This is a genomic window from Leyella stercorea (assembly GCF_021531655.1).
In genome coordinates this window covers 1-22,994 of sequence record NZ_JADYUF010000050.1, presented here as the reverse complement: position 1 = coordinate 22,994, position 22,994 = coordinate 1, and the positions used below count along the sequence as shown (strand labels likewise).

At 53.2% G+C, this 22,994-nt stretch carries 12 protein-coding genes and 1 pseudogene; 12 read left to right on the top strand and 1 reads right to left on the bottom strand.

Annotation, left to right across the window (positions count from 1 at the left end; all coding sequences use genetic code 11):
• Positions 1 to 276: 276 nt before the first annotated feature.
• The gene (locus I6E49_RS12200; protein ID WP_235402592.1) at positions 277 to 3,039 is read right to left on the bottom strand and encodes a substrate-binding domain-containing protein; all 2,763 of its coding nucleotides are present in this window, start codon (positions 3,037 to 3,039) and stop codon (positions 277 to 279) included.
• Between the two features lie 980 nt (positions 3,040 to 4,019).
• On the opposite strand from I6E49_RS12200, the gene I6E49_RS12195 reads away from it, so the two are divergent.
• From I6E49_RS12195 to I6E49_RS14490, 12 genes and pseudogenes are all read left to right on the top strand, one after another.
• Positions 4,020 to 5,702, top strand: a complete 1,683-nt coding sequence (locus I6E49_RS12195) for a DUF6377 domain-containing protein (RefSeq protein ID WP_235402591.1) — start codon at positions 4,020 to 4,022, stop codon at positions 5,700 to 5,702.
• 246 nt (positions 5,703 to 5,948) lie between these two features.
• Positions 5,949 to 8,984: a SusC/RagA family TonB-linked outer membrane protein gene (locus I6E49_RS12190; protein ID WP_235402590.1), complete on the top strand. Its 3,036-nt coding sequence runs from the start codon at positions 5,949 to 5,951 to the stop codon at positions 8,982 to 8,984.
• A 44-nt stretch (positions 8,985 to 9,028) separates the two neighbouring features.
• The gene (locus I6E49_RS12185) at positions 9,029 to 10,909 is read left to right on the top strand and encodes a RagB/SusD family nutrient uptake outer membrane protein (protein ID WP_235402589.1); all 1,881 of its coding nucleotides are present in this window, start codon (positions 9,029 to 9,031) and stop codon (positions 10,907 to 10,909) included.
• Positions 10,910 to 10,938: 29 nt separating this feature from the next.
• A pseudogene (locus I6E49_RS14765) lies at positions 10,939 to 11,310 on the top strand (SusE domain-containing protein); the annotation flags it as partial.
• A 165-nt stretch (positions 11,311 to 11,475) separates the two neighbouring features.
• On the top strand, positions 11,476 to 12,459 hold the full coding sequence (locus tag I6E49_RS14760; RefSeq protein ID WP_235402594.1) for a SusF/SusE family outer membrane protein: 984 nt from the start codon (positions 11,476 to 11,478) through the stop codon (positions 12,457 to 12,459).
• A gap of 30 nt (positions 12,460 to 12,489) precedes the next feature.
• Positions 12,490 to 13,992, top strand: coding sequence for an alpha-galactosidase (locus I6E49_RS12175; RefSeq protein WP_235402588.1), 1,503 nt, complete (start codon positions 12,490 to 12,492; stop codon positions 13,990 to 13,992).
• Between the two features lie 45 nt (positions 13,993 to 14,037).
• On the top strand, positions 14,038 to 16,191 hold the full coding sequence (locus I6E49_RS12170; RefSeq protein WP_235402587.1) for a glycoside hydrolase family 97 protein: 2,154 nt from the start codon (positions 14,038 to 14,040) through the stop codon (positions 16,189 to 16,191).
• A gap of 73 nt (positions 16,192 to 16,264) precedes the next feature.
• A complete protein-coding gene (locus I6E49_RS12165) occupies positions 16,265 to 17,137 on the top strand; it encodes a FimB/Mfa2 family fimbrial subunit (RefSeq protein WP_235402586.1) in 873 nt (290 codons plus the stop codon).
• An 80-nt stretch (positions 17,138 to 17,217) separates the two neighbouring features.
• Positions 17,218 to 18,480, top strand: coding sequence for a fimbrillin family protein (locus I6E49_RS12160; RefSeq protein WP_235402585.1), 1,263 nt, complete (start codon positions 17,218 to 17,220; stop codon positions 18,478 to 18,480).
• 19 nt (positions 18,481 to 18,499) lie between these two features.
• Positions 18,500 to 20,602, top strand: coding sequence for a glycoside hydrolase family 97 protein (locus tag I6E49_RS12155; RefSeq protein WP_235402583.1), 2,103 nt, complete (start codon positions 18,500 to 18,502; stop codon positions 20,600 to 20,602).
• Between the two features lie 124 nt (positions 20,603 to 20,726).
• A complete protein-coding gene (locus tag I6E49_RS12150) occupies positions 20,727 to 22,547 on the top strand; it encodes a leucine-rich repeat domain-containing protein (protein ID WP_235402582.1) in 1,821 nt (606 codons plus the stop codon).
• A 69-nt stretch (positions 22,548 to 22,616) separates the two neighbouring features.
• Entirely contained in the window at positions 22,617 to 22,748 is a 132-nt protein-coding gene (locus I6E49_RS14490) for a hypothetical protein (RefSeq protein WP_262911554.1), read from the top strand.
• The last annotated feature ends 246 nt before the right edge of the window (positions 22,749 to 22,994 follow it).

Genomic DNA, 22,994 nt, shown 5'->3' with positions numbered 1-22,994 from the left:
ACATACGGAAATACTCAAAGCCTTTTTTATACAATAAATTCAACCTCAAAGTCTAAATCCGAAACTTGAGTATAGGTCTATTGAACCATGGAAGCCAATTCAAGTATAATATTTGAATTGTTGTTCCTATTTTGCTGACATCCCCTTCCTCAACGAGAGAATTTCCCTCGTATGTCTTATCATCAACATAATACTCATACAGGTAACAGCTCGTAGTCCAACGATGAAGCCAAGTTGAAGTGTTGGATGTTATTTTTTGCACACTTATTCCCAATACTACAATTTCGAGCCTTGCTCCCTCAGCGCCCCCGGACTTGTTCCGAATTCGTCCTTGAAGCATTTGTTGAAATACGACGGAGCGGTGAATCCTACTTCGTATGCTATTTCAGAGATGGATTTGTCAGTCTTCTCAACCAGAAGGCGTGCCCGTTCAAGGCGCGCCTTTTTCAGCAGATCTACCGGAGTCTGACCCGTCAGCGCTTTCACCTTACGATAGAGTTGTACGCGTGAGAGTCCCACTTCCTCGCCGAGACGCTCTACGGTGAAGTCTGAGTCGCCCATGTTCTGGCGGATGGAGTTGCGCAGACGGTTGATGAAAGTCTGGTCGCGCGACCCCAACTGTTCCTCGGCAGCCTCCTCTTTCTTGTCGCCTGAGAAGAGTGAGCGCAGCATAGTGCGGTTGCGCAGCAGGTTGTCTACACGAGCCAGTAGCACCGAACCGGAGAATGGTTTGGTGAGGTAAGAGTCGGCACCTGTGTCGTATCCCTCTTCGCGCTGTTCTGCCAGCGACCGTGCTGTGAGCAGAATTACGGGGATATGGCTTGTAGCCATATTCTGCTTGAGCTGTCGTGTGAATTCCAGTCCGTCCATTACGGGCATCATCACGTCGCAGATTATCAGTTTCGGAATCTCACGGCACGCCTTCTCCAGTCCCTGCTTGCCGTCGGCAGCCTCCGAAACGTTGTATTTATCCTTCAGTATTGAGCGCAGATAGGCACGCATGCCGTTGTTGTCGTCGATGATGAGCACCAGCGGGCGTTCGTTGTCGAAGTCCTCGGCATTGGTGATGCGCTCGGTAGCGGCATTTGCGTCGATGTCTACCGACACATAGTTGTCGTCGACGAGGTTCTTGTCCTCAATTCTCGGTGTGGTCTGAACGTCTTTCGACGGGTCGTAGCCGGGCTGTGTGTCGGGCATGCTGACTATGAACGAGGTGCCTTTGCCGGGTTGGCTCGTTACATCTATGGTGCCTTGATGCATGTCGACATAAGCCTTGACGAGCGACAGACCGATGCCTGTGCCGCCTATAGAGCCTTGCGCCTGATAGAAGCGTTCGAACAGATGGGGCAGCTCTTTCTGGTCGATGCCCTTGCCCGTATCGCTCACGGTGATGGTGAAGTGATGGTCGGAATGCTCCACGGTGGTGGTGATGCATCCTCCCTCGGGTGTGTACTTCAGAGCGTTGGACATCAGATTGAAGTAGACGTGCTCAATCTTGTCGCGGTCGGCAATGACGATGTTTTCGTCTGTAGTTGCCGGGGAGTCGTTGCCGGCAGCACCGGAGGTAATCACAATGATAGTTATCTTGCGTCTTGCAGCCGCTGCTCGGAAGTCTTCTGCCCAAGTGGCCAGTTCCTTGTCGATGGCAAATCGGTTGAGTCGAAGCGTAGCCTTGTTGTTCTGCACCTTGCGGAAGTCGAGAATCTCGCCCACGAGCTGGATGAGTATGCGCGTGTTGCGCTGAATCATCTGCACCATAGAGCGGTGTTGTCCGCGCACCGAAGGGTCTTCAAGCAGTTGGTCGGCAGGTCCGGCGATGAGTGTGAGCGGTGTGCGCAGCTCGTGGCTGACGTTGGTGAAGAATTGCAGCTGTGTCTGCGTCATGCGCTCCATCTCCTCGGTCATGGCCTTCTGCTTGCGCATAGAGTCGTGCAGACGGCTGTTGATGCGGGCTTTTGCCACGTATGCACGTATTGCGAAGGCGCATGCCATGATGAGCAGCACTACGAACACGATGAGTATGAGCAGATATATTCGTTGGGTGTTGAAATCGCTGGCAGCCTGGTCTACGCGCGAGCGCAGGGTGGTGAGGTGGTCCTGCTGTCGTGCCGTTTCGTCGTTCTGCATGAGCAGTACTCGTGCGTTGTCGCGTGTCACGAGTGCCGACGAGAGCTGGTTTTCGCGCTTGTAGTCCTTCTTTGTCAGAATGTTCATGGCGAGTTGCATCACCTCGTCGCCTCGTGTGGGGTATATGTATGATGCGAATAGAGTGCCGTCGGTGACGAGTCGCATTCCGCCTCCCTTTTGTGGCATAGCGTCGATGCCGCAGAACTGTATGCTGTTGATGTCGAGTCCGTGCTTGGCGGCGGCACGTCTGGCTCCCATAGCCATTCGGTCGTTGTGTGCGAAGAGGCAGTCGAACTGCGGATGTGGTTTTGACAGCAGCGAGTCCATGGTTCGGTAGGCGCCCTGCTCGGTCCAGTCGGAGTGGGTCCGTGCCACTATTTCCAGTCCCGGCCGGGTGGCCACTACGCTGTCGAATCCCTGTTGACGCTCGATGGCGGGCGAGGAGGTAGAGAGTCCGCAGAGTTCCAGAATGCGTCCGCCACCCGTCAGAGTGCCTGCCAGATATTCAGCCATCGAACTGCCTATCTCCTTGTTGTCGGCGCCGATATATGCGGTGTATTTGTCGGAGCGTGTCCTTCGGTCGAATATTATCACTGGTATTCCTTTTTCGTATGCCCGGTCGATGGCAGGTGATATTGTCACCTGGCCCGGAGCGACGATGAGCAGGTCCACTCCCTCGTCGACAAAGTTGTTGATTTGTTCGGTCTGTAGCTTCACGTCGTCGTATGCCGACCTGATTCTCAGGTCTACATTATTATAATATAATGCAGCGATGCGCAATTCCTCGTTGAGTTTCTCTCGCCATACGTCTTCCGAACATTGTGATACGGCTATGACATAATGCTTCTTTCCCGTGCCACCACACGACATTATCAACGGTAGCATGAGCAAGAGCACAAATTTGTAGAACATACGAAGCATTTGGTTCATTACGGTTTTTGTTGTTAGCTTTATAGTGTGATTATGTGGTTGTTTATGTCGAAGTCGGGCTGCCTTTTGGCTGTAGCCTTTCAAAAGGGGTCCTTTTGCATTGCAAATGGAGTCCTTTTCGGGTGCAAAAGGAGTCCTTTTGAAGTGTAAAAGGGGCCCTTTTTGAGTGTAAAAGGAGTCCTTTTATTTGCAAAGATACAGAAAAATGAATATAAAAATATATTTTTCGTTGCATTTTTGTTGCATGTATCAATTCTTCAACTGTAGGAACGATTAATTAAAGCCGAAACCTTGGATTGTTACTACCTTTGCAATGTAAAAAGGAGACAAACATATATGAGCTGTAAAGCTTCAGATCTATAATAGGTAATGGATGTTTTTTCAAAGTCTGTCATAGGTAATAAAGATATAGTTCAGGTTTTAGTAGAATTAGGTTAGTAAATAGCATTCCAAGCGAAGGAAATAGATTAGACATTTAAGATTGTTGTTTTAGTATAGTTAGTTCAAAATGGTTAGTTTTTTAAAATCGGGAAAAACACATGGGCGGGAGCAGAAGTGATTTCTGTTTCCGCTATTTTTTTGCAATAAAATAAAAAGCCCTACTCCCGACCCCTCCCCCGCAGGGAGGGGAGTAGATACCGTTGTCTTCTGCGCTTTATTGTTGTCAAACATCATAGGCTACTACACCTTATTGTCGAATGTAGCCGTAGGATGAGGGTCAATAGTCAATATTGACCCTCTTACGTATGCTTACGTCGCCGAGGCGGCGACGCTCCTCGTAGCCCATTAACGTCCAATATACGATTAAAACATTAACGCCAATTACACGATAAAACATTAACGCTAATTACACGATAGAATATTATACGTTCATTACACGAACATTAACTCCCCAACTCCTTTGCCGCTACAATACATTTGAGTAACTTTGCGCTATCATAAACCGAAAAACTATATTTGTAATGTATCGACTGATAACCACTATTCTATTAGGCGTTGCCTTTGCGGCAACCATAACGGCAGCCCCTGCCTCCCCACGCCACTGGCGACCAACCCTTGCCGACCTCGACCGCGTGATAGACAGCAGCAACGTGTACAACCGTCTGTACGAGCAACGCATTGCCAAGGCTAAGCAGAAGCTGAGCCGAGCAACCAACGATGCCGACCGACTGGACCTTACCCGGCAGCTCTTCTTTATGTACAAGCAGTTTGTGCTCGATTCGGCTTACGTCTATGCCGACCGCAAGCTGCAAGTGGCGTATCGCATCGGCAACCAGAAGGAGGTGCAGTTTTCACAGCTCGACATTGCAGCCATATTGATTAAGAACGGCGACTATATTGCTGCCATTCGCCAGCTGCAATCGTTAGACCGACCCTTGATGTCGACCGGTGTGCAGACCTACTACTACAGTTTGTACGGCGAGTTGTACGAGGCAAAGCGCCTGACAGCCCTTACCAAAGCCCAGAAAGATTATTATGAGCAACTGCGTGTGGGCTATCGCGACTCCCTGCGCAACCTTCAAACCACGAAATCGATATGGGACGATGCCGAGTTTCTTACCACACGCCACAAATACACCGATGCTTTGCACCTTCTTGTCAAGGCTTACGAAAACCTTGACATCAACAACCGCGACATGGGATACATAGCCTACGCCATCGCCGATATATACGACAAGGTAGACGATACGGAGCGTGTGAAGCAGTATCTCATAATGTCGGCAATATCCGACATCAAGCACAGCGTGCGCGAATATATCTCCTTGCGCCGCCTCGCCACCATATTATATGAGGAGGGCGATGTGGACAGAGCCTACCGCTATATGCGTAAGTCGCTTGAGGATGCCACCGAGTGCAACGCCAAGCTTCGCATATTCGAGGTGTCGGACGTGCTGCCCATTATCGACAATTCTTACGACAGCATGAAGGCAGCCGAGCGTCGCCACCTTACAGTGGGCTTGGCGGTCGTTGTGGTGCTGCTATTGATGCTTGTGTGCATGGTGTTCTACACCTACAAGCAGCTCAGACGCATAGCCCAGGCACGCCGACAGCTGCTTAAGTCGAACGAGAGCCTTGCCGAGATGAACAGCAAGCTCAACTCGCTCAATACCCAGATAACCTTTACGAACGAGCAGCTCAACGACGCCAACAGTAGGCTTCGTGAGTCGAACGCCTCCCTTGGCGAGGCAAATAAGATTAAGAACATATACATAATGGAGTTTATGTCGAAGTGCTCGTCGTACATCGACAAGCTTGAGGCATACCGCCGCTCGCTCAACAAGCTTGCCGCTGCAGGCATGGTGAGCGAGCTGTACCGCAAGCTAAAGTCGAAGACCATTATCGACGACGAGGTAGAAGAGTTCTTCGAAGACTTCGACCGCATCTTCCTCAAGATATTCCCGAGCTTTGTGTCCACGTTTAATGCCTTGCTTCGCCCCGAAGAGTCGATACAGCCCAAGCACGAGGGCAGGCTCAGCACCGAGCTGCGCATCTATGCCTTGATGCGTCTTGGCATTGTGGAGAATGAGAAGATAGCCTCCTTTCTGCGCTGCTCAAAGCAGACTGTCTATTCGTACCGCTCGCGCATCCGCCTGCGCTCGTTATGCCCCGACGACTTTGAAAACCAGGTGCTGCGCATAGAATGATGCTTGACGAGAGTCAAGCATCTACTTGTACGGCATTTGTATTTTATGTTACCACTGAAAAATCTAACCCATTGAAAACCAGTGAAAAACACCTTGTGAAACGTTTGTATTTTTGTGATACACTGTTCTTGCGTATACTTAAAAGTGATAACTTTGCAAAAAACATTAAACAACATCAATTAATTAAAAACCACTTACATTATGAATATAAGGCATTCCTTATTATACTCCGTAATGTTAGCGCCTATGGCATCGGCTCCGCTCGTGCCGGCAACGGCTGCACCAGCCTTCATGCTCCAGCAACAGCAAAAGGGCATAAAGGTCAGTGGTACTGTTGTCGATGGCGAGAACAGTCCGCTTATAGGCGTGAGCGTCACCGTAAAGGGTTCCAAGGACGCGGCAATAACCGACATCGACGGCCACTTCTACATCAGTGTGCCGTCCAAGAACTCGGTGCTGGTGTTCAACTACCTCGGCTTCAAGCAGCAGGAGGTGCGTGTAGGCAGCGACATCAACTTTAATATACAATTAAAGGAGGATGCCGTGGCTACCGACGAGGTTGTGGTTGTGGGCTACGGCAACCAGAAGAAGCTGTCGGTTATAGGCTCTATACAGACCCTCGACCCCGGCAAGTTGCAGGTCGGCTCAAGCCGCTCGCTAAGCAACAACCTTGCCGGCCAGCTGGCGGGCATCATTGCCGTGAAGCCGTCGGGCGAGCCGGGATATGACGACTCCAACTTCTGGATTCGCGGTATCTCCACCTTCGGCAGCGGCAGCAAGCCCCTGGTGCTCATTGACGGCGTGGAGCGCAGCCTGAACGACATCGACCCGGCCGAGATAGAGTCGTTCTCAGTACTGAAGGATGCCTCGGCCAGCGCCATGTACGGTGTGCGCGGCGCCAATGGTGTCATCATCATCAACACCAAGCGCGGCGAGGTGGCCAAGCCGTCGGTCAACTTCCGTGTGGAGCAGTCTATCCAGACGCCTACCAAACTGCCGCAGTTTGTGGGCGCCGCCGAATACATGAACCTCCTCAACGAGCTCAATCCGGGCATGTTCTCCAAGGACCAGGTGCTGAAGACCTATACGGGCTACGACCGTGACCTCTATCCTAACGTGAACTGGATCGACGCCATCACCAAGGACTATGCCTACTCGACGCGCGCCAACATGACCGTCTCGGGCGGCACCAAGATACTCCGCTACTCGCTGACAGCCTCGATTTATCACGAGAACGGCATCATGGAGACCGACCCGACGCTCGACTACGACACGGGCAGCAAGCTCACCCGCTACAACATGCGCGCCAACGTCGACCTGAACCTCACGCCGACGACCCTGCTGCGCTTCAACATCGGCGGCTATCTGCAGAACCTGCGCAAGTCGAACAGTGGCACCGACGAGGTCTTCTCCAAAGCCTTTGAGACCCCGCCCTACGTCCATCCCACACGTTATTCCGACGGCACCATCCCCATCGCCTCGGTAGAGCGCTACAACCCCTGGGCCATGAGCACGCAGCAGGGCTACTACCGCAGCGGCCATGCGCAGATACAGTCGCTGTTCTCGGTGGAGCAGGACCTGAAGATGCTGCTCAAAGGCCTGAAGGCCAAGGTGGTGTTCTCGTTTGACAACTACAGCGAGAACTTCGTCACGCGCGGCCGCACGCCCGACTATTACAGTGTGGCGCATTCGCGCGACGCCTCGGGCAACCTCGTGCATTCCATTCTGAAATACGGCACCGACGTGCTGTCACATTCGAGCAACGGCAACTTCGGCAACCAGAGCACCTACCTTGAAGGCTCGCTGTCGTACGACCACGTGTTCGCCAAGAAGCACAGCGTCAACGCCCTGTTCCTCTACAACCAGCGCAGCTACGACTGGGGCGACGTGCAGTCCAAGCGCACACAGGGCATCGCAGGACGCCTGTCATATACCTACGACAACCGCTACATCGGCGAGTTCAACTTCGGCTACAACGGCTCAGAGAACTTTGCCAAGGGTCACCGCTACGGCTTCTTCCCGTCTATCGCCTTAGGTTACGTCATCTCCGAGGAGAAGTTCATGGCTCCCCTGCGCTCCACCGTCAACCTGCTGAAGCTGAGGGCCTCGGTCGGCAAGCTCGGCAATGACGACATCGGCGGACGCCGCTTCGCCTACATCACGACCATCAACAGCAATGCCTCCGGCTACAACTGGGGCTACAAGGGCGACTATTACCGTGGTGGCATCCAGGAGGGCGACTACGGTGTCGCGGACCTCACATGGGAGACCTCAGTGAAGGCAAATGTCGGCCTTGAGGTGGGACTGTGGGATGCCCTCAACGTGCAGGTTGACTTCTTCAAGGAGCACCGCACCAACATCTTCATGCAGCGCAGTACGATACCCACGCAGGTGGGCTACATCAACAGTCCATGGGCCAACTACGGCAAGGTGGACAACCATGGCCTCGACGCCTCCGTCACCTATCACAAGCGCATCAACAAGGACCTGGAGCTCAGTGCCCACGGCAACTTCACCTATGCCCGCAACAAGATTGTTGAGAAGGACGAGCCCGAGAGCGTCAAGGGTACCTACCGCTCCATCACGGGCCGCAGCATCAACACGCTGTGGGGCTATCAGGCCCTGGGCCTCTACACGGCCGACGACTTCGACGCCGACGGCAACGTGAAGGCCGACCAGCCGCAGCCGCAGCTCGGCGCCAAGGTGCGCCCCGGCGACATCAAGTACAAGGATATGAACGGCGACGGACTCATCACCGACCAAGATGAGGGCTACATCGGCGGCACCTCAGACCCGCGCATCGTCTATGGCTTCGGCGGAAACGTGAAATACAAGGCCTTCGACTTCAACTTCTTCTTCCAGGGCACGGGCGACGCCTACCGCATCATCGGCAGCAACAGCTATTTCATCCCCGGAAGCGGACAGGGCGTGCTGGGCAACATCTATTCCAACTACAACGACCGCTGGACCGAGGACAACCCCTCGCAGAACGTGTTCTGGCCGAGACTCTCGTCGACCGAGAACCCCAACAACAACGTCGCCTCCACCTGGTGGAAGAAGAACATGAGCTTCCTCAGGCTGAAGATGATCGAGATAGGCTTCACCCTGCCCCAGGCCTGGAGCAACAAGATTTACGGCAAGAACATCCGCTTCTATGTGAGCGGCAACGACCTGTTCTACCTCTCCAAATTCAAGTTGTGGGACCCCGAGCTCTCCACGTCCGACGGTCTGAAGTATCCGTCCATGCGGTCGGTCATGATCGGAATGGACCTTACCTTCTGATTGCCTGGAACAAATAAGGTATTATCTAATAAGAAACAATAGTCATGAAAAGTATCAAATCATACATTATCATACTGGCAGCCTGTCTGCCGCTCCTCACCTCCTGCTCCGACTTCCTCGACAAGGAGCCGGACACGGAACTGGACATGGAGAATGTGTTCAATGACAAGACACATGTGGAGCAGTGGCTCGCCAATGTCTATTCTGCCATTCCCGACTGCTACGACGGTTACGTCTTCGACCTGGGCTGGATGATACTTGGCGACGACGCCACCATCCCTGAGCGCTACCGCCAGTTCGGCAACCAGATTATCCCGATGATTTTGGGCGAGTGGACGCCTGCCAGCGACTGGAACGGCAACTACTGGGCCCTGCTGCCGCAGCGCATCCGCGAGGCCAACATCTTCCGCGAGAAGGCGCACGCCCTCACCGACCAGGACATCTCGGAGCGTGAGATGACCTATATGAAGACGGAGTGCCGCTTCATGCAGGCCTACTACTATTACCTGCTGGCCAACACCTACGGCCCCATTCCCTTCAAGCCCGACTACGTGTGGCCCGTCAATGCCTCGCTTTCCGACATGATGGAGACGCAGACCCCCTACGAGGATGTCATCAAGTGGTGCTCCGACGAGATGCTGGCCTGCTCCAAAATCCTGCCGGCCCGCTACAGCGAGTCGCAGAAATACGGCCGCATCACCTCACTGATGTGCCTGGCCATCCGCGCCCGCATGCTGCTGTTCGACGCCAGTCCGCTGGTCAACGGCAACAGCGACTATGCCAACTTCGTCAATGCCAACGGCGAACACCTGTTCAGTACCCAGTATGACGCCAACAAGTGGCGTGTGGCGGCTGACGCCTGCAAGGACCTCATCGACAAGGCCGAGGCTTCAGGCCACAAGCTTTACATCGAGTATGCCGACGACAGCAAGACCACCATCGACCCGTTCCTCTCTTATGAGAACGCCTTCCTCAAGAGCGAGGATGCCGGCAACACCGAGATACTCTTTGCCCGCCCGTCGGTCAACTACCAGAACTATGAGCGCAACGCCACGCCCAACGGCTCAGGCGGTAATGGCGGCTTCGGCGTGACCCAGAGTCTGGTTGACGCCTTCTTCATGGAGAACGGACTGCCCATCACCGATCCCGACTCAAAGTATGAGGAGAAAGGCTTCTCCGGGGCCGACGAGCACCGCTCAGGCACCAAGTTCGAGACCGAGAACGGCAACTGCATCACCAAGCAGGGCACCTACAACATGTATTGCCACCGCGAGCCGCGCTTCTATGTGACGGTGAACTTCAGCGGCGCCTACTTCCCCTCTGAGAAGCGCCAGTACAACTTCTTCAACGGCGGCGCCGACAACAACCACACTCACGACGCCCCGCAGAACGGTTACCTGATGCGCAAGCGCGTCAATCCGAAGGACAACATCAAGCAGGGCTCCTACAACTACCGTCCGGGCATCATCTACCGCCTGGCCGAGGCATATCTCAGCTATGCCGAGGCGCTCAACGAGTGCGCCCCGGGCAACCAGGAGATCCTCACCTATCTCAACAAGATCCGTGAGCGTGCCGGCGTGCGCCAGTACACCACCGGCGCCACCGACAACAACTACATCCACGTCAACCTCGCCGACCAGGATGCCATGCGCAAGCTCATCCATGCCGAGCGCCGCGTGGAGCTCTGTGCCGAGGGCACGCGCTACGACGACCTGCGCCGCTGGAAGGAGGCCGAGACCACACTGTCGGGCGACTTCTACGGCATGAACTTCGACGGCAAGGACGCCTCGAGCTTCTATCAGCGCAAGCCCTACATCACGCGCGTCTACCGCAAGGCTTACTACTGGTTCCCCATCCATCAGTCGGAAATCGACAAGAACCCCAAGCTGGTGCAGAACCCCTATTGGGACAAGTTGAGCAAGTAATCGACAACATTTTTATATAAGACAAGAAAATGAAAAAGCAGCTATTACATATATTTCTCCTCCTGGCGACGGTTGCCGGCTTCACGGCCTGCAACTCCGAGGACAACCCCTATACTCTCGACCGGCCGGAGGATGTCATGCAGCTCCGCAGCACGCCCGACTCGGCCATCACCCTGACCGCTGACAAGGCGCAGGACACGGCCGTGACGTTCACGTGGAATGCGGCCTCCAACCTTTCGGGCGACGTGGCCTACTATATCGAGATGGGCATCGAGGGGTCGTCCACCTACACCACCGACACGGTGCGCCTGGCCAGTGAGGCGCGGTCGTACGCGCTCACCACGGCACAGCTCAACCGCATGCTGTCCGACTGGAACGGCGTGGCCGGCACGCCGAGCTCCGTATCGGTCAAGCTCATCGCCATGCAGCCCGAGGCAGCCACCTACCAGTTGCCCGAGACCAGTTCGCTGACGCTGTCGGTCACGCCGTATGACCAGCCAAAGAACGAGCTCTACATCTGCGGCACCGCCAACCCGGCCGGCAGCAGCCTGGCCGATGCGGTGAAGATGGACGTGGGCATGGACAACGGCTACACGTGGACCGGCTTCCTCAATGCCGGCGACTTCAAGCTCACCCCCGACCGCTATGCCGACGTGCCGTTCTATGGCACCAAGGGCAATGCCTATACGCTGGTATATGACGAGCTTGGCAATGGCGGCGCCGAGCCGCTTCATGTGAGTGAGGACGGCCTGTACACCGTCACGGCCGACCTGGAGGATATGACGGTCAGCGTGAGCCGCATCAATACGGAGAATGTATGGATGCTGGGCAGCGCCACGCCGTACGGATGGAACTTGGGCGACCTGGCACCGATGTACAAGCAGGACGAGGGCATCTTCGTCTATGAGGGCCCGCTCAAGCAGGGCGAGCTGAAGTTCCCCATGCAGAACGCCAACAAGTTTGAGGTGCCTTACATCATGGCGCCCGAGGCTGGCAAGGACATTACGGGAACGGGAGCCATAGAGTACGTCACCGCCGCCAACTCCACGATGCACGACTACAAGTGGAATGTGCCCGCCGACGGCGACTACCGCATCACCCTTGACTTCAACAGGCGCACGATAGTCTGCGAGCGCGTTGACCTCTCCGCCCAGTATGCAAAGATGCTCGAGGGCAAGCGCCTTGTCGCCAACGACATGAAGCTCTACCTCGTGGGCGACGCCACGCCGTGCGGATGGACCATCTCCAATGCCAACTCGCTGCACTACAACTATGCCGCCGACCCCAACTGCCTCACGTGGGAGGGCAGTCTGACCAAGGGCGAGATCAAGTTCCCGTTCATCCGCAGCGACAAGTGGGAGGTGCCGTACTACAGCGCCGCCTCGTTCGGCGAGCGGCCTGCCGAGGGCGGCAACCAGCTGACCTTCGTCGACAACTCCGGCGGCGGACAGCCCGACCGCAAGTGGTACATCACCAAGGCAGGCTACTATCAGATTAAGGTGGACGTGGTCAACCGCAAGGTCTATTTCAAGGAGACCACAGGCAAATAAGTATGAACTTTATTCAAGAACGATACGACAATGATAAACAGCAAGCATATAGCATTAATGACCCTGAGTCTCTTCCTTATCCTGTCGGGCTTCGCCAGCTGCAAGCAGACAAGCGAGGAAACCGACTGGACACTGCCGGCCTCCTATTATGAGAAGGATACGACCTCGGTCAACCCCAATCCCGGCACCGACCCCACAGTACAGAAGATAGCACCGCTCTACTGCTCGGTGTATGAGTACTGCTGGACGCGCGAGCAGGAGAACACCGACCGCTCGCTCAACGAGTCGCAGTGGAAGCAGTGGCTCGACTGGCAGGCTGCCAACCTGCTGCCCTACGGCTACAACATGATCTGCACCGACGGCTTCATGTCGATGTACTACAACAAGGACGATGACCCCACCAACCCCGATCTGGGCGGCTACATGACCAGCTACGGCGGCGTCAAGCTCAAGGACCTCTCCGCCTGGTGCAAGGAACGCGGCTTGAGGCTCGGTGTCTATGACAATCCGCTCTGGCTCCACGGCCCCGACGAGACAGCCGTCGTCGGCACCTCGGGCGCCACGTTCAAGGACCTGCACTACAACGACGCCATCGACCGCGACAATGTGATGTATCCCGACAGGGGCGACGTATTCAACTGGGTTGTCCCCAGCCACAAGGGCGCGCGCGACTATATCGACGGCTTCTTCAAGTACTATCACAACCTCGGCGTTGACTTCATCCGCATGGACTTCATGTGCCTCTTCGAGGATGCCTCCGGCGCCGGCGGCATGGCCGGACGCGGCTATGGGCGCGACGAGTACCGCCTGGCCCTGAAGTACATCAGCGAGTCGGCCGCAAAGTACGGGGTGTTCACCTCCATCGTGATGCCGAACATGTACAACGACGCCAAGTACGAGAAGAAATACATGAACATGGCGCGCATCGTGGCCGACACCTTCGGGGGTGGCTGGGACCACACGTCAGGCCGCCTGCGCGGCGGCGTGTTCAACGGCTGGCCCACCTGCCACAACGAGTTCGACGGCTTCATCCACTGGTCGCACATCACCGGCCGCGGCAAGATGATACCCGACGGCGACTTCATCCGCCTCAACACGTTCAGCAACGACGAGGAGCGCATGTCGTCCATCAGCCTGCAGCTCATGGCCGGAGGCCCCGTGGCCATTGCCGACAACCCCATCGACGCGTCGGCGCGCAACTACGACCTGCCCTCACTCCTTAAGTTCGCCCAGAACAAGGAGATGCTCGCCCTCAATGCCGACGGCTTCGTGGGCCAACCCCTGAGCGACGACCTCAGCAGTCCCAACAGCCAGATCTGGTACGGACAGATGAAGAACGGTGACTGGGTGGTAGGCCTCTTCAACCGTGAGGACACCCCCCAGCAGCGCACCATCGGCCTCTCGCAGCTCGGCATCACCGGGCAGATGAAGATGCGCGACCTCTGGCTCCACGAGGATGTGGGCACGTCCGGCGAGATTAGCGTCACGCTGCCCGCCCACGGCTGCAAGGTGGTAAGGCTCAGCAAGCAGTAGAGTGGAGATAAAGTAAACATACAACAACACTTTGACATAGATATTATGAAGAAGATACTGATGCTTATCGCCATACTCGTTACGTCGCTTGGGGCAGCTGCCGAGGAGCTTATGTCGCCCAACAGGCAGTTTGTGCTCAACACCTACTGCAAGGACGGCATACCCTATTACACCTTATCTTATAAGGGTAGGGTAGTGATACACCAGAGCCGGTTGGGCATGGACATCAAGAACGAGGGTGGCATGAAGGACAATATGGAGCTGCAAAGCGTCGAACGACAGTCGAAGGACGAAACCTGGAACACGGTGTGGGGAGAACAGTCGGCAGTGCGCAACAACTATAACGAGATGCTTGTACACTTCTATCAACCCTCTTCCACACGTCAGCTCGATGTGCGTTTCCGTCTGTTCGACGACGGATTGGGTTTCCGTTACGAGTTTCCCGAGCAGCAAACGCTGCGCAAGTTTGTGCTGAAGAACGAGTTGACCGAGTTTAATCTCGGCTTCGACTACACCGCCTTTGCACTGCCTGGCGACTACGACACGCAGGAGTTCACGTATACAACGGCACGTTTGTCGCAGCTACGCACCGAGTTCACGAAACAATCGCTTGCCCACAAGGGCTACGAAGGCAAGGCAGAGGGCGACCTCGTGGTGCAGACACCGCTCATGCTGAAGGGCAACGGACTGTACATCAACATCCACGAGGCGGCACTTGTAGACTATGCCTGTATGGAACTCGACCTCGACGACCGCAACTTGGTGCTTACATCCAATCTCGTTCCCGACAAGCAGGGCGACAAGGGCTACCTCTTGCCCCTCTGCACATCGCCTTGGCGAACCGTTATTGTGAGCGACGACGCACGCGACATACTCGCCTCAAGGCTCATACTTAACCTCAACGAGCCGTGCAAGATAGCCGACACGTCGTGGATTAAGCCGATGAAGTTTGTCGGTGTATGGTGGGAGATGTTCAACGGCTCGGGAGGCTCGTGGAGCTATGCCGACGCCCCATTTGCCAAACCGGGCATAACCGACTATACCAAGCTTAAGCCGCACGGACACCACGCAGCCAATACTGCCAACGTTAAGCGCTACATCGACTTTGCCGCAAAGCATGGCATAGAGGGAGTGCTGGTTGAGGGATGGAACGAAGGATGGGAAGACTGGGAAGCCTACTTGCGCAACAGGCAGTTCAGGTTCGACCGCGCTTACCCCGACTTTGATGTGGACGGGCTTCACAAGTATGCCGCCTCAAAGGGCGTGCAGCTTGTCATGCACCACGAGACGGCTGCCAATGCAGCCGACTATGATGTACAGCTCGACCGCGCTCTGCAGTTTATGGTAGACAATGGCTATCACGCCGTAAAGACAGGATATTGTGGACAGGTGATACCAAGGTCGGAAAACCACTCGTCGCAGTGGATGGTAAACCACTATCTGCACGTGGCAGAGCGTGCCGCCGACTATAAGGTGATGGTCGATTCGCACGAGGCGGTACGTCCAACAGGTCTTTGCCGCACTTGGCCCAACTGGTTGGCGCAGGAGTCGGCACGCGGTACCGAGTTTGAGGCAATGGGCGGAAACCCCGTCGACCATACCACCATTCTGCCCTTCACACGCCTAATGGGAGGTCCGATGGATTACACCCCCGGTATCTTCCAGACCGACCTGAGCTACTATAAGGGCAGCAACCACGGCAAGGCACGCACCACGCTGTGCCGACAGCTGGCTCTGTACCTAACCATGTACTCGCCTATGCAGATGGTGGCGGATGTGCCCGAATCGTACGAGAGGTTTGCCGATGCCTTCGAGTTTATAAAGCAGGTGCCCGTAGACTGGGACCACTCGCAATATCTTGAGGCTGAGCCAGGCGACTATATCACCGTGGCACGCTGTGCAAAGCATACCGGCGACTGGTATGTAGGCTCTACAGTGGACGAGAACGGACACCGCTCTGTGCTCAAACTCAACTTCCTCGAACCGCACACACAGTACATCGCTACCGTATATGCAGACGCAAAGGATGCCAACTGGGACACCAATCCGCAGGCATACATAATAAAGAAAGGTGTGGTAGACGCCAAGTCGGTAGTGGATATAACCTCTGCGTCGGGTGGCGGATTTGCCATTAGCATCGTCAAGGCATCCAAGGCGGATGTCAAGGGCATGAAGGCTCTGCCTCGCCGTATAAACTAAGCCTTCGGCCGGCAAGCTAAAGCCAAGGCTTATAAACAGAAAGTAGAACAAATTAACAATACACTCCAAGGATATGAACCATAACCTTAAAACCTTAGCATTAGGCACCGTGCTCTGCACCACGCTCCTAAGCATGGCATCATGTGGCGACGAACTGCCCGACCCGATAGTGCTGCCACGCACATTGGTGGACATACACACCGACTGGAGCGGCATAGATGCACAGCAACGGCCACAGCAGTACGTGCTCTCTGTCAACGGCGACAACTACAACGTAGCGTCGGACACATATCAGATGGAGCTTAAGTCGAACCGCGACTATACGTTCTTGGCATACGTCCCGGTGTTGGGGGTTGACGTAAACGACGGCATAGCCACGGTTAAGGCAGCCTCGCACAGCACAGGCAATGCCGAAGCAATAAGCGGAACACCCTCCACCTTCTACTGTGCAGCGCAGACTGTAACATCGCTTACGGGCGACAAGACAAGTCTGACGCTGCCCATGCAGCAGGCAACACGACAGCTCAATGTGTCGCTTAAGGCCAAAGTTACGTCTACCGACGGCAGCGCAGTGGTGCAGGGAGGCTACGCCATCCTTTCCAAAGCAATGGCAACATACAATATGTACACATCCATTGCGTCTACTGCGGTTGAGGCTGTGTCCGACTTCAGTGTCAATGCCACGACAGGAACAATAACGGCATCCTTCAATGTCTTTGCGCTCGACCTCAGCAAGGATGTAACCGTGCAGTTTGTGCTGTTCCTATCGGACGGTACACAGCAGCGTCTTGAGACGTCGATAGGCAGCTTTGTAGCCAACTTCAACGACGGCTCTCACTCTACCATTGACATTGGAGGCAAGGTAAGTGTGGACGGATTGAACCCATCTGTAACCAACTGGACCATTGTTGACATGGGCGTTATCACTCCTTACGTATGCCAATAAGCCCTAAACGCACACCGACAAATCTCTTATAGAGATACACCAAAACAATAACAGAACAAAAATAACTAAAAATACAGATTATGAACAAGTCATCATTTATGCTTTTTGCAATGGCAGGAGCTATGACCCTTGCCTCTTGCAGCAATGAAGAAGTAAACGGCAACGATACCAAGAACGCCCAGTTGCAGGTTGTTGCCAACATCGCCTTGCCGCAGACACGTGCCTTTGACGACCAGTGGAACGCCGGCGACCAGATTGGTATATACACCCTTAAGGCTGGTACAACCGACATTGATGCCGCCGACAACCTTGCCTACCGCAACACCCTGACAGAAGGCAGTGCGGCAAATGCCAACTTTGCACCTGCTGAAAAGGCTGCCAGCCTGCCCGACGACGGCAGCAAGGTGGACGTTGTGGCTTACTATCCGTACAGCACTACAGCTGCAGCTGGCGTGGTGGAGCTTGATGTGCAGAAGCAGGACAACCAGGCTCTCATAGACCTTCTTGGTGCAAAGGCAGCGGGTGTGAGCGCCGATGCGCCACAGGCTGTGCTCAACTTCAAGCATAAGCTTACAAAGATATTTATGAAGGCCACTGCCGAGGACGGCTCTTCGCTGTCCGACCTCAAGGCTTACCTCAAGGGTATGTACACCAAGGTGTCGTACAGCGCCTTTGCCGACGAGCTTAGTATGGTGTCTGGCGACACCAAGAAGGAGGTGGAGATGCGCTCGGCAGACGGTTCGAGTTACCGCTATGTTGAGGCTATCGTGCTGCCTAACATTGATGGCAACGATGCCGCAACACGCAACATCGAGTTCGAGCACAACGGTAAGGTGTACAAGGCAGCCATCTCTGCCGACGTTAAGTTTGAGCCGGGCAAGAAGTATGTGTACAACGTTACGTTCACAGCTACCGGCGTTAAGATAGAGGGAGCAGGCATAACCAACTGGGAAGAGGTAACAGGCGACGACGTTGTGGTTGTGCCTGGAGGCGAGGCTCAGTATCATTTCAACGACGTCTACGCCGTTGGCGATGCCACACCTAATGGTTGGTCCATCCCAAACTCGGTTAAGTTTGACAAGGTAGACGACAACACCTACACCGCAACAATCGCCCTTAAGGAAGGCGAGATGAAGTTCCCGCTCAGCATCAACAACGGCTTTGAATGCGACTATATTATGCCTACCGAGCCCGGTGTGGGTCTGTCTCATTCAGCCTGCATGCTCGTTAAGTACCCCGACACTCGCGACTACAAGTGGAAAGTTTCGGCAGCCGAGGCAGGCACTTACACCATTACACTTGACGTTAAGAACATGACTATGACTGCCACAAAATCGGAGTAAATAAAATAAGACAGATATAATGAGAAGGTTTCTTTTGTTGATAATTTCGTTGTTGGCTGTAGCCACCGGCTTTGCCTTCGACTGCCAATCACCTGGCGGCAAGGTAAAGCTGCATGTGGAGCTTACGCCTTCGGGGCAGCCACAGTACAGCTTGACGTACAAGGGTAAGACGGTTATTAAGCCGTCTACCCTTGGCTACGAACTTATTGCTGCCGACAACCTGATGGACGGATTCAGCGTGCAGACAACACAAACGAGCACGTTTGACGAGACATGGCAGCCCGTGTGGGGCGAGACCAAGGACATACGCAACAACTATAACGAGCTGTTTGTTGCCCTTAAGCAAGACCGTACAGGCCGCTTGATGAACCTCCGCTTCCGTGTATACGATTATGGTATGGGTCTGCGCTACGAGTTTCCGCAGCAAACCAATGCCTACTTCCTTGTAAAGGAGGAGCATACACAGTTTGCGCTTACCGGCGACCACAAGGCTTGGTGGTTGCCCGGCGACTATGACACGCAGGAGTACAGCACCGTTACATCGCGTCTCTCGGAGATACGCAAGCTCTTCCGGTCGTCTATCTCGGACAATGCGTCGCAGACACAGTTCTCCGAAACGGGTGTGCAGACATCGCTGCAGATGAAGACCGACGACGGTCTTTACATCAACTTGCATGAGGCAGCGTGTGTGGACTATCCCACAATGCACCTCAATCTGGACGATAAGAATATGGTGTTCGAGTCGTGGCTCACCCCCGACAGCCAGGGTTTCAAGGGATATATGCAGACACCGCGCACCTCGCCGTGGCGCACGGTGCTTGTAAGCGACGATGCCCGAGACATGCTCTCGTGCAAGCTTACGCTCAACCTCAACGAGCCTTGCAAGATAGAAGACACCTCGTGGATACACCCCGTGAAGTATTGCGGCGTGTGGTGGGAGATGATTTGCGACAATAAGTCGTGGTCGTACACCGACGAGCTGCCATCCGTGGTGCTCGGCGAGACCGACTATACCAAGGTTAAGCCTAACGGCAGACATGGTGCCACCAACGAGCGTGTGCGCCAGTACATCGACTTTGCCGCCAAGAACGGACTCGACGAGGTGCTGGTTGAGGGTTGGAACGAAGGTTGGGAAGACTGGTTCGGACACTCAAAGTTTCATGTGTTCGACTTCCAGACACCTTATCCCGACTTCGACATCAAGGCTCTCAACGACTATGCCCACTCTAAGGGCGTGAAGCTGATGATGCACCACGAGACGTCGGGGTCGGTTATGAACTACGAGCGCTACCTCGAGCCAGCCTATAAGCTTATGAACCGCTACGGCTACGACGCCGTAAAGAGCGGCTATGTGGGCAACATCATTCCACGAGGCGAGCACCACTACTCGCAGATAATGAACAACCACTACCTCTACTGCGTAACCGAGGCTGCCAAACATCATATTATGGTGAACGCGCATGAGGCTACACGTCCCACCGGTTTGTGCCGCACATGGCCCAACTTGGTAGGCAACGAGTCGGCAAGAGGTACCGAGTACGAGAAATTCGCGGGCAATAATCCCGACCATACGGTTATCCTGCCGTTCACACGTTTGCAGGGCGGACCAATGGATTATACCCCGGGCATACTTGAGACGCAGATCGGAACATGGAAGGAAGGGTCCAAATCGTATGTACACACAACGCTTTGCGGACAGCTTGCGCTGTATCTTGTGATGTACTCGCCGTTGCAAATGGCTGCCGACCTGCCCGAGAACTATGCCAAGTACGACGATGCTTTCCAGTTTATACGCGACGTGGCGGTAGATTGGGACGACTCACGATACATCGAGGCAGAGCCTGGCGACTATATCACAGTGGCACGCAAGGCCAAGGGTACGGACAACTGGTTTGTTGGCGGCAAGTGTGATGAGAACGGACACCGTGCCGTTGTAAAGCTCGACTTCCTCGACCCGGGTCGCCGTTACGAGTGCACTATATACAAGGATGCGCCCGATGCCGACTACGAGAAGAACCCTAAGGCATACGTCATAACCCGTCAAACCGTTAAGCGTGGACAGACCATAAAGGTGGATGAGGCACGTGGCGGCGGCTTTGCCGTTTCGCTTAAGGCTCTATAATGATTTTCACTGCAAGCGTTTAGTGTAAACGCTTGCAGTGAAAAACATGTTAATGGTATTACTAAATAGATCCAAATAATAAATTGTAGATAACTAAAAAATAAATCTTTAAAAGCATCTTATTATGAAGAGAGTTTACTTTACTTTGACATTGATGTCCCTGTTTGGTGGACTTAATGCCTTTGCCCAGTCCTACGAAACCATAGATGGTGTAAAATATGGCTTGATGAAGGATGGTCAATGTATCGTTATCGGTGATGACGGTGCAAAGGGTGATATTACATTCAAGAAAGAAGTATATATTAATGGCGGCAAACATACCGTAACAGCTGTATGTGGATTAGGGAATTATTCTTCTGAGGCAACCGACCAGAAGAAAGGTTTCAGTGAAAATACCAATATAACAGGCATTACTTTTGAGGAAGGCTCGCAAATAAAATGGATTGGCGACCATGCCTTTAAAAATTGCTCAAGCCTTAAGACCATCAATAATGTACCGGCTGGTTTGACCGATATAAATGAGTGGTGTTTTGAGAGTACAGCCTTAGAGTCGGTTGATTTGTCGAATACCAATGTAACCATTATGAAGGATGGTGTGTTCTATAATAATAAATCTTTGACTTCTATAAAGCTGCCTAATAAACTTGAGAACTTTTGGGATAATGCCTTTAATGGTTGCACCTCTCTTAATAATATAGTTATGCCTTCAACTGTTGTGGGGATACACAACAATGTGTTCGAAGGTTGTACCTCTCTATCTAACGTAACATTTAATGATAGTTATACAACATTGGGACATCATGTGTTTAAGAACTGTCCTTTAGCTGCAGTTACATTCCCTAATACATTGAACAGTATTGGTGAGTATGCGTTTGAAAATACCAAATTAAATACGGTTGACTTGTCGAATACACAGATAACAAGTCTCCCTAATGGCTGTTTCTTTATATGTGAAAACCTTAGTGATGTCAAGTTGCCAAAAGATTTGACTGATATAGGCAACAATGCTTTTATCTCTACACCCATTGCTTCTATAACGTTTCCATCTTCTTTGCAGAAGATTGGCGATTATGCATTCCAGAAAGCAAAGCTCGAAAATGTTGTAATACCAACAAACTGTAATGCTATTGAGCAAGGAGCATTTAGTGAAAATGCCAACTTAACAACTGTCGTAGTAAATGGTCTTGAGTGCTATTTGGCAGTTTCTGCATTTGCTAAATGTGATAACCTTAAAGATGTTTACATTACATCTGATAAGGAACCAAATGCAGAACGTTATGGTTCTCCTTTCCAAAATAATCCAACAGTGCATGTAGTGCCAAATTATCTTGAGACTTTCAAGGGACTTAATACTTGTAACACCACGAACTTTGACTCCAACTTCTCCATTACCCCCGACAAGGAGTGGACAACATTCACCAGTGCATACAATCTTGACTTCTCAGGCGTTAAGGGTTTGACAGCTTATACCGCTAAGTACGACAAGGCAAATGATGCGGTTGCCCTTACACAGGTTAAGAGAGTGAAGGCACATACTGGTCTTATCCTTAAGGGCGAAGCAGGCAATACCTACACATTGCCTATCCTTGCTTCGAATGAAGCCAAACTTGACGCAGTAGACAACCAGCTTATTGGTTGTGTTGATGCTCTTTGGTCTACAGGCCGCGACAAGGACTACTTCTTGTATAATGGCGAATTCGTGAAGTCGAAAAACGATGGTTGGGTACTTCCTGGCAAGAGCTACTTGTATATTGATGGTGGTCGTAACAATGTAAGCGCGAGCCAATTGCGCGTCTACGTTGACAACACCGCTACCGCAATCGACGGCATCACCAACAACCCAGTTGTAAAGGATGATGCCTACTACAACCTCCAGGGTGTTAAGGTGCAGCGTCCACAGCATGGCGTGTTCATCCACAACGGCAAGAAGGTTGTGCTTAAGTAATGCGTACCGATAAGGTCCTTAGTGAAAGGTATACATATATACGATATATAATTTAAAGTAAAAGAAAATATGAAGAAGACATATCAAACACCGGTTATCACTGTTATCGAAATTGCTGTTGAGAGCCAGATACTCGCCGCAAGCACCCTTCTCATCCGCAATGACGATGAATATATAGACTATCCAGAAATGATGGACTAGGAGGAAGAATACGACGGTTCCTACTGGAAGTAATCTAATTACACCATCACACCCCAAAAGGCTGTGATGGTGTATTTTCAGTATGCTCGGCATGAGCTTATTCTAATGGGTGCAAGTCCCTAACAAGCCCTAATAGCGGGAATTGTATAGCCAATAGCAAGGGTGTCCACCGCGAGTTGGAATCTGAAAGAAGCCGGCGGCAAACATCTGACCTAACGGACAGAAACTTCATACAAGGCATATGAC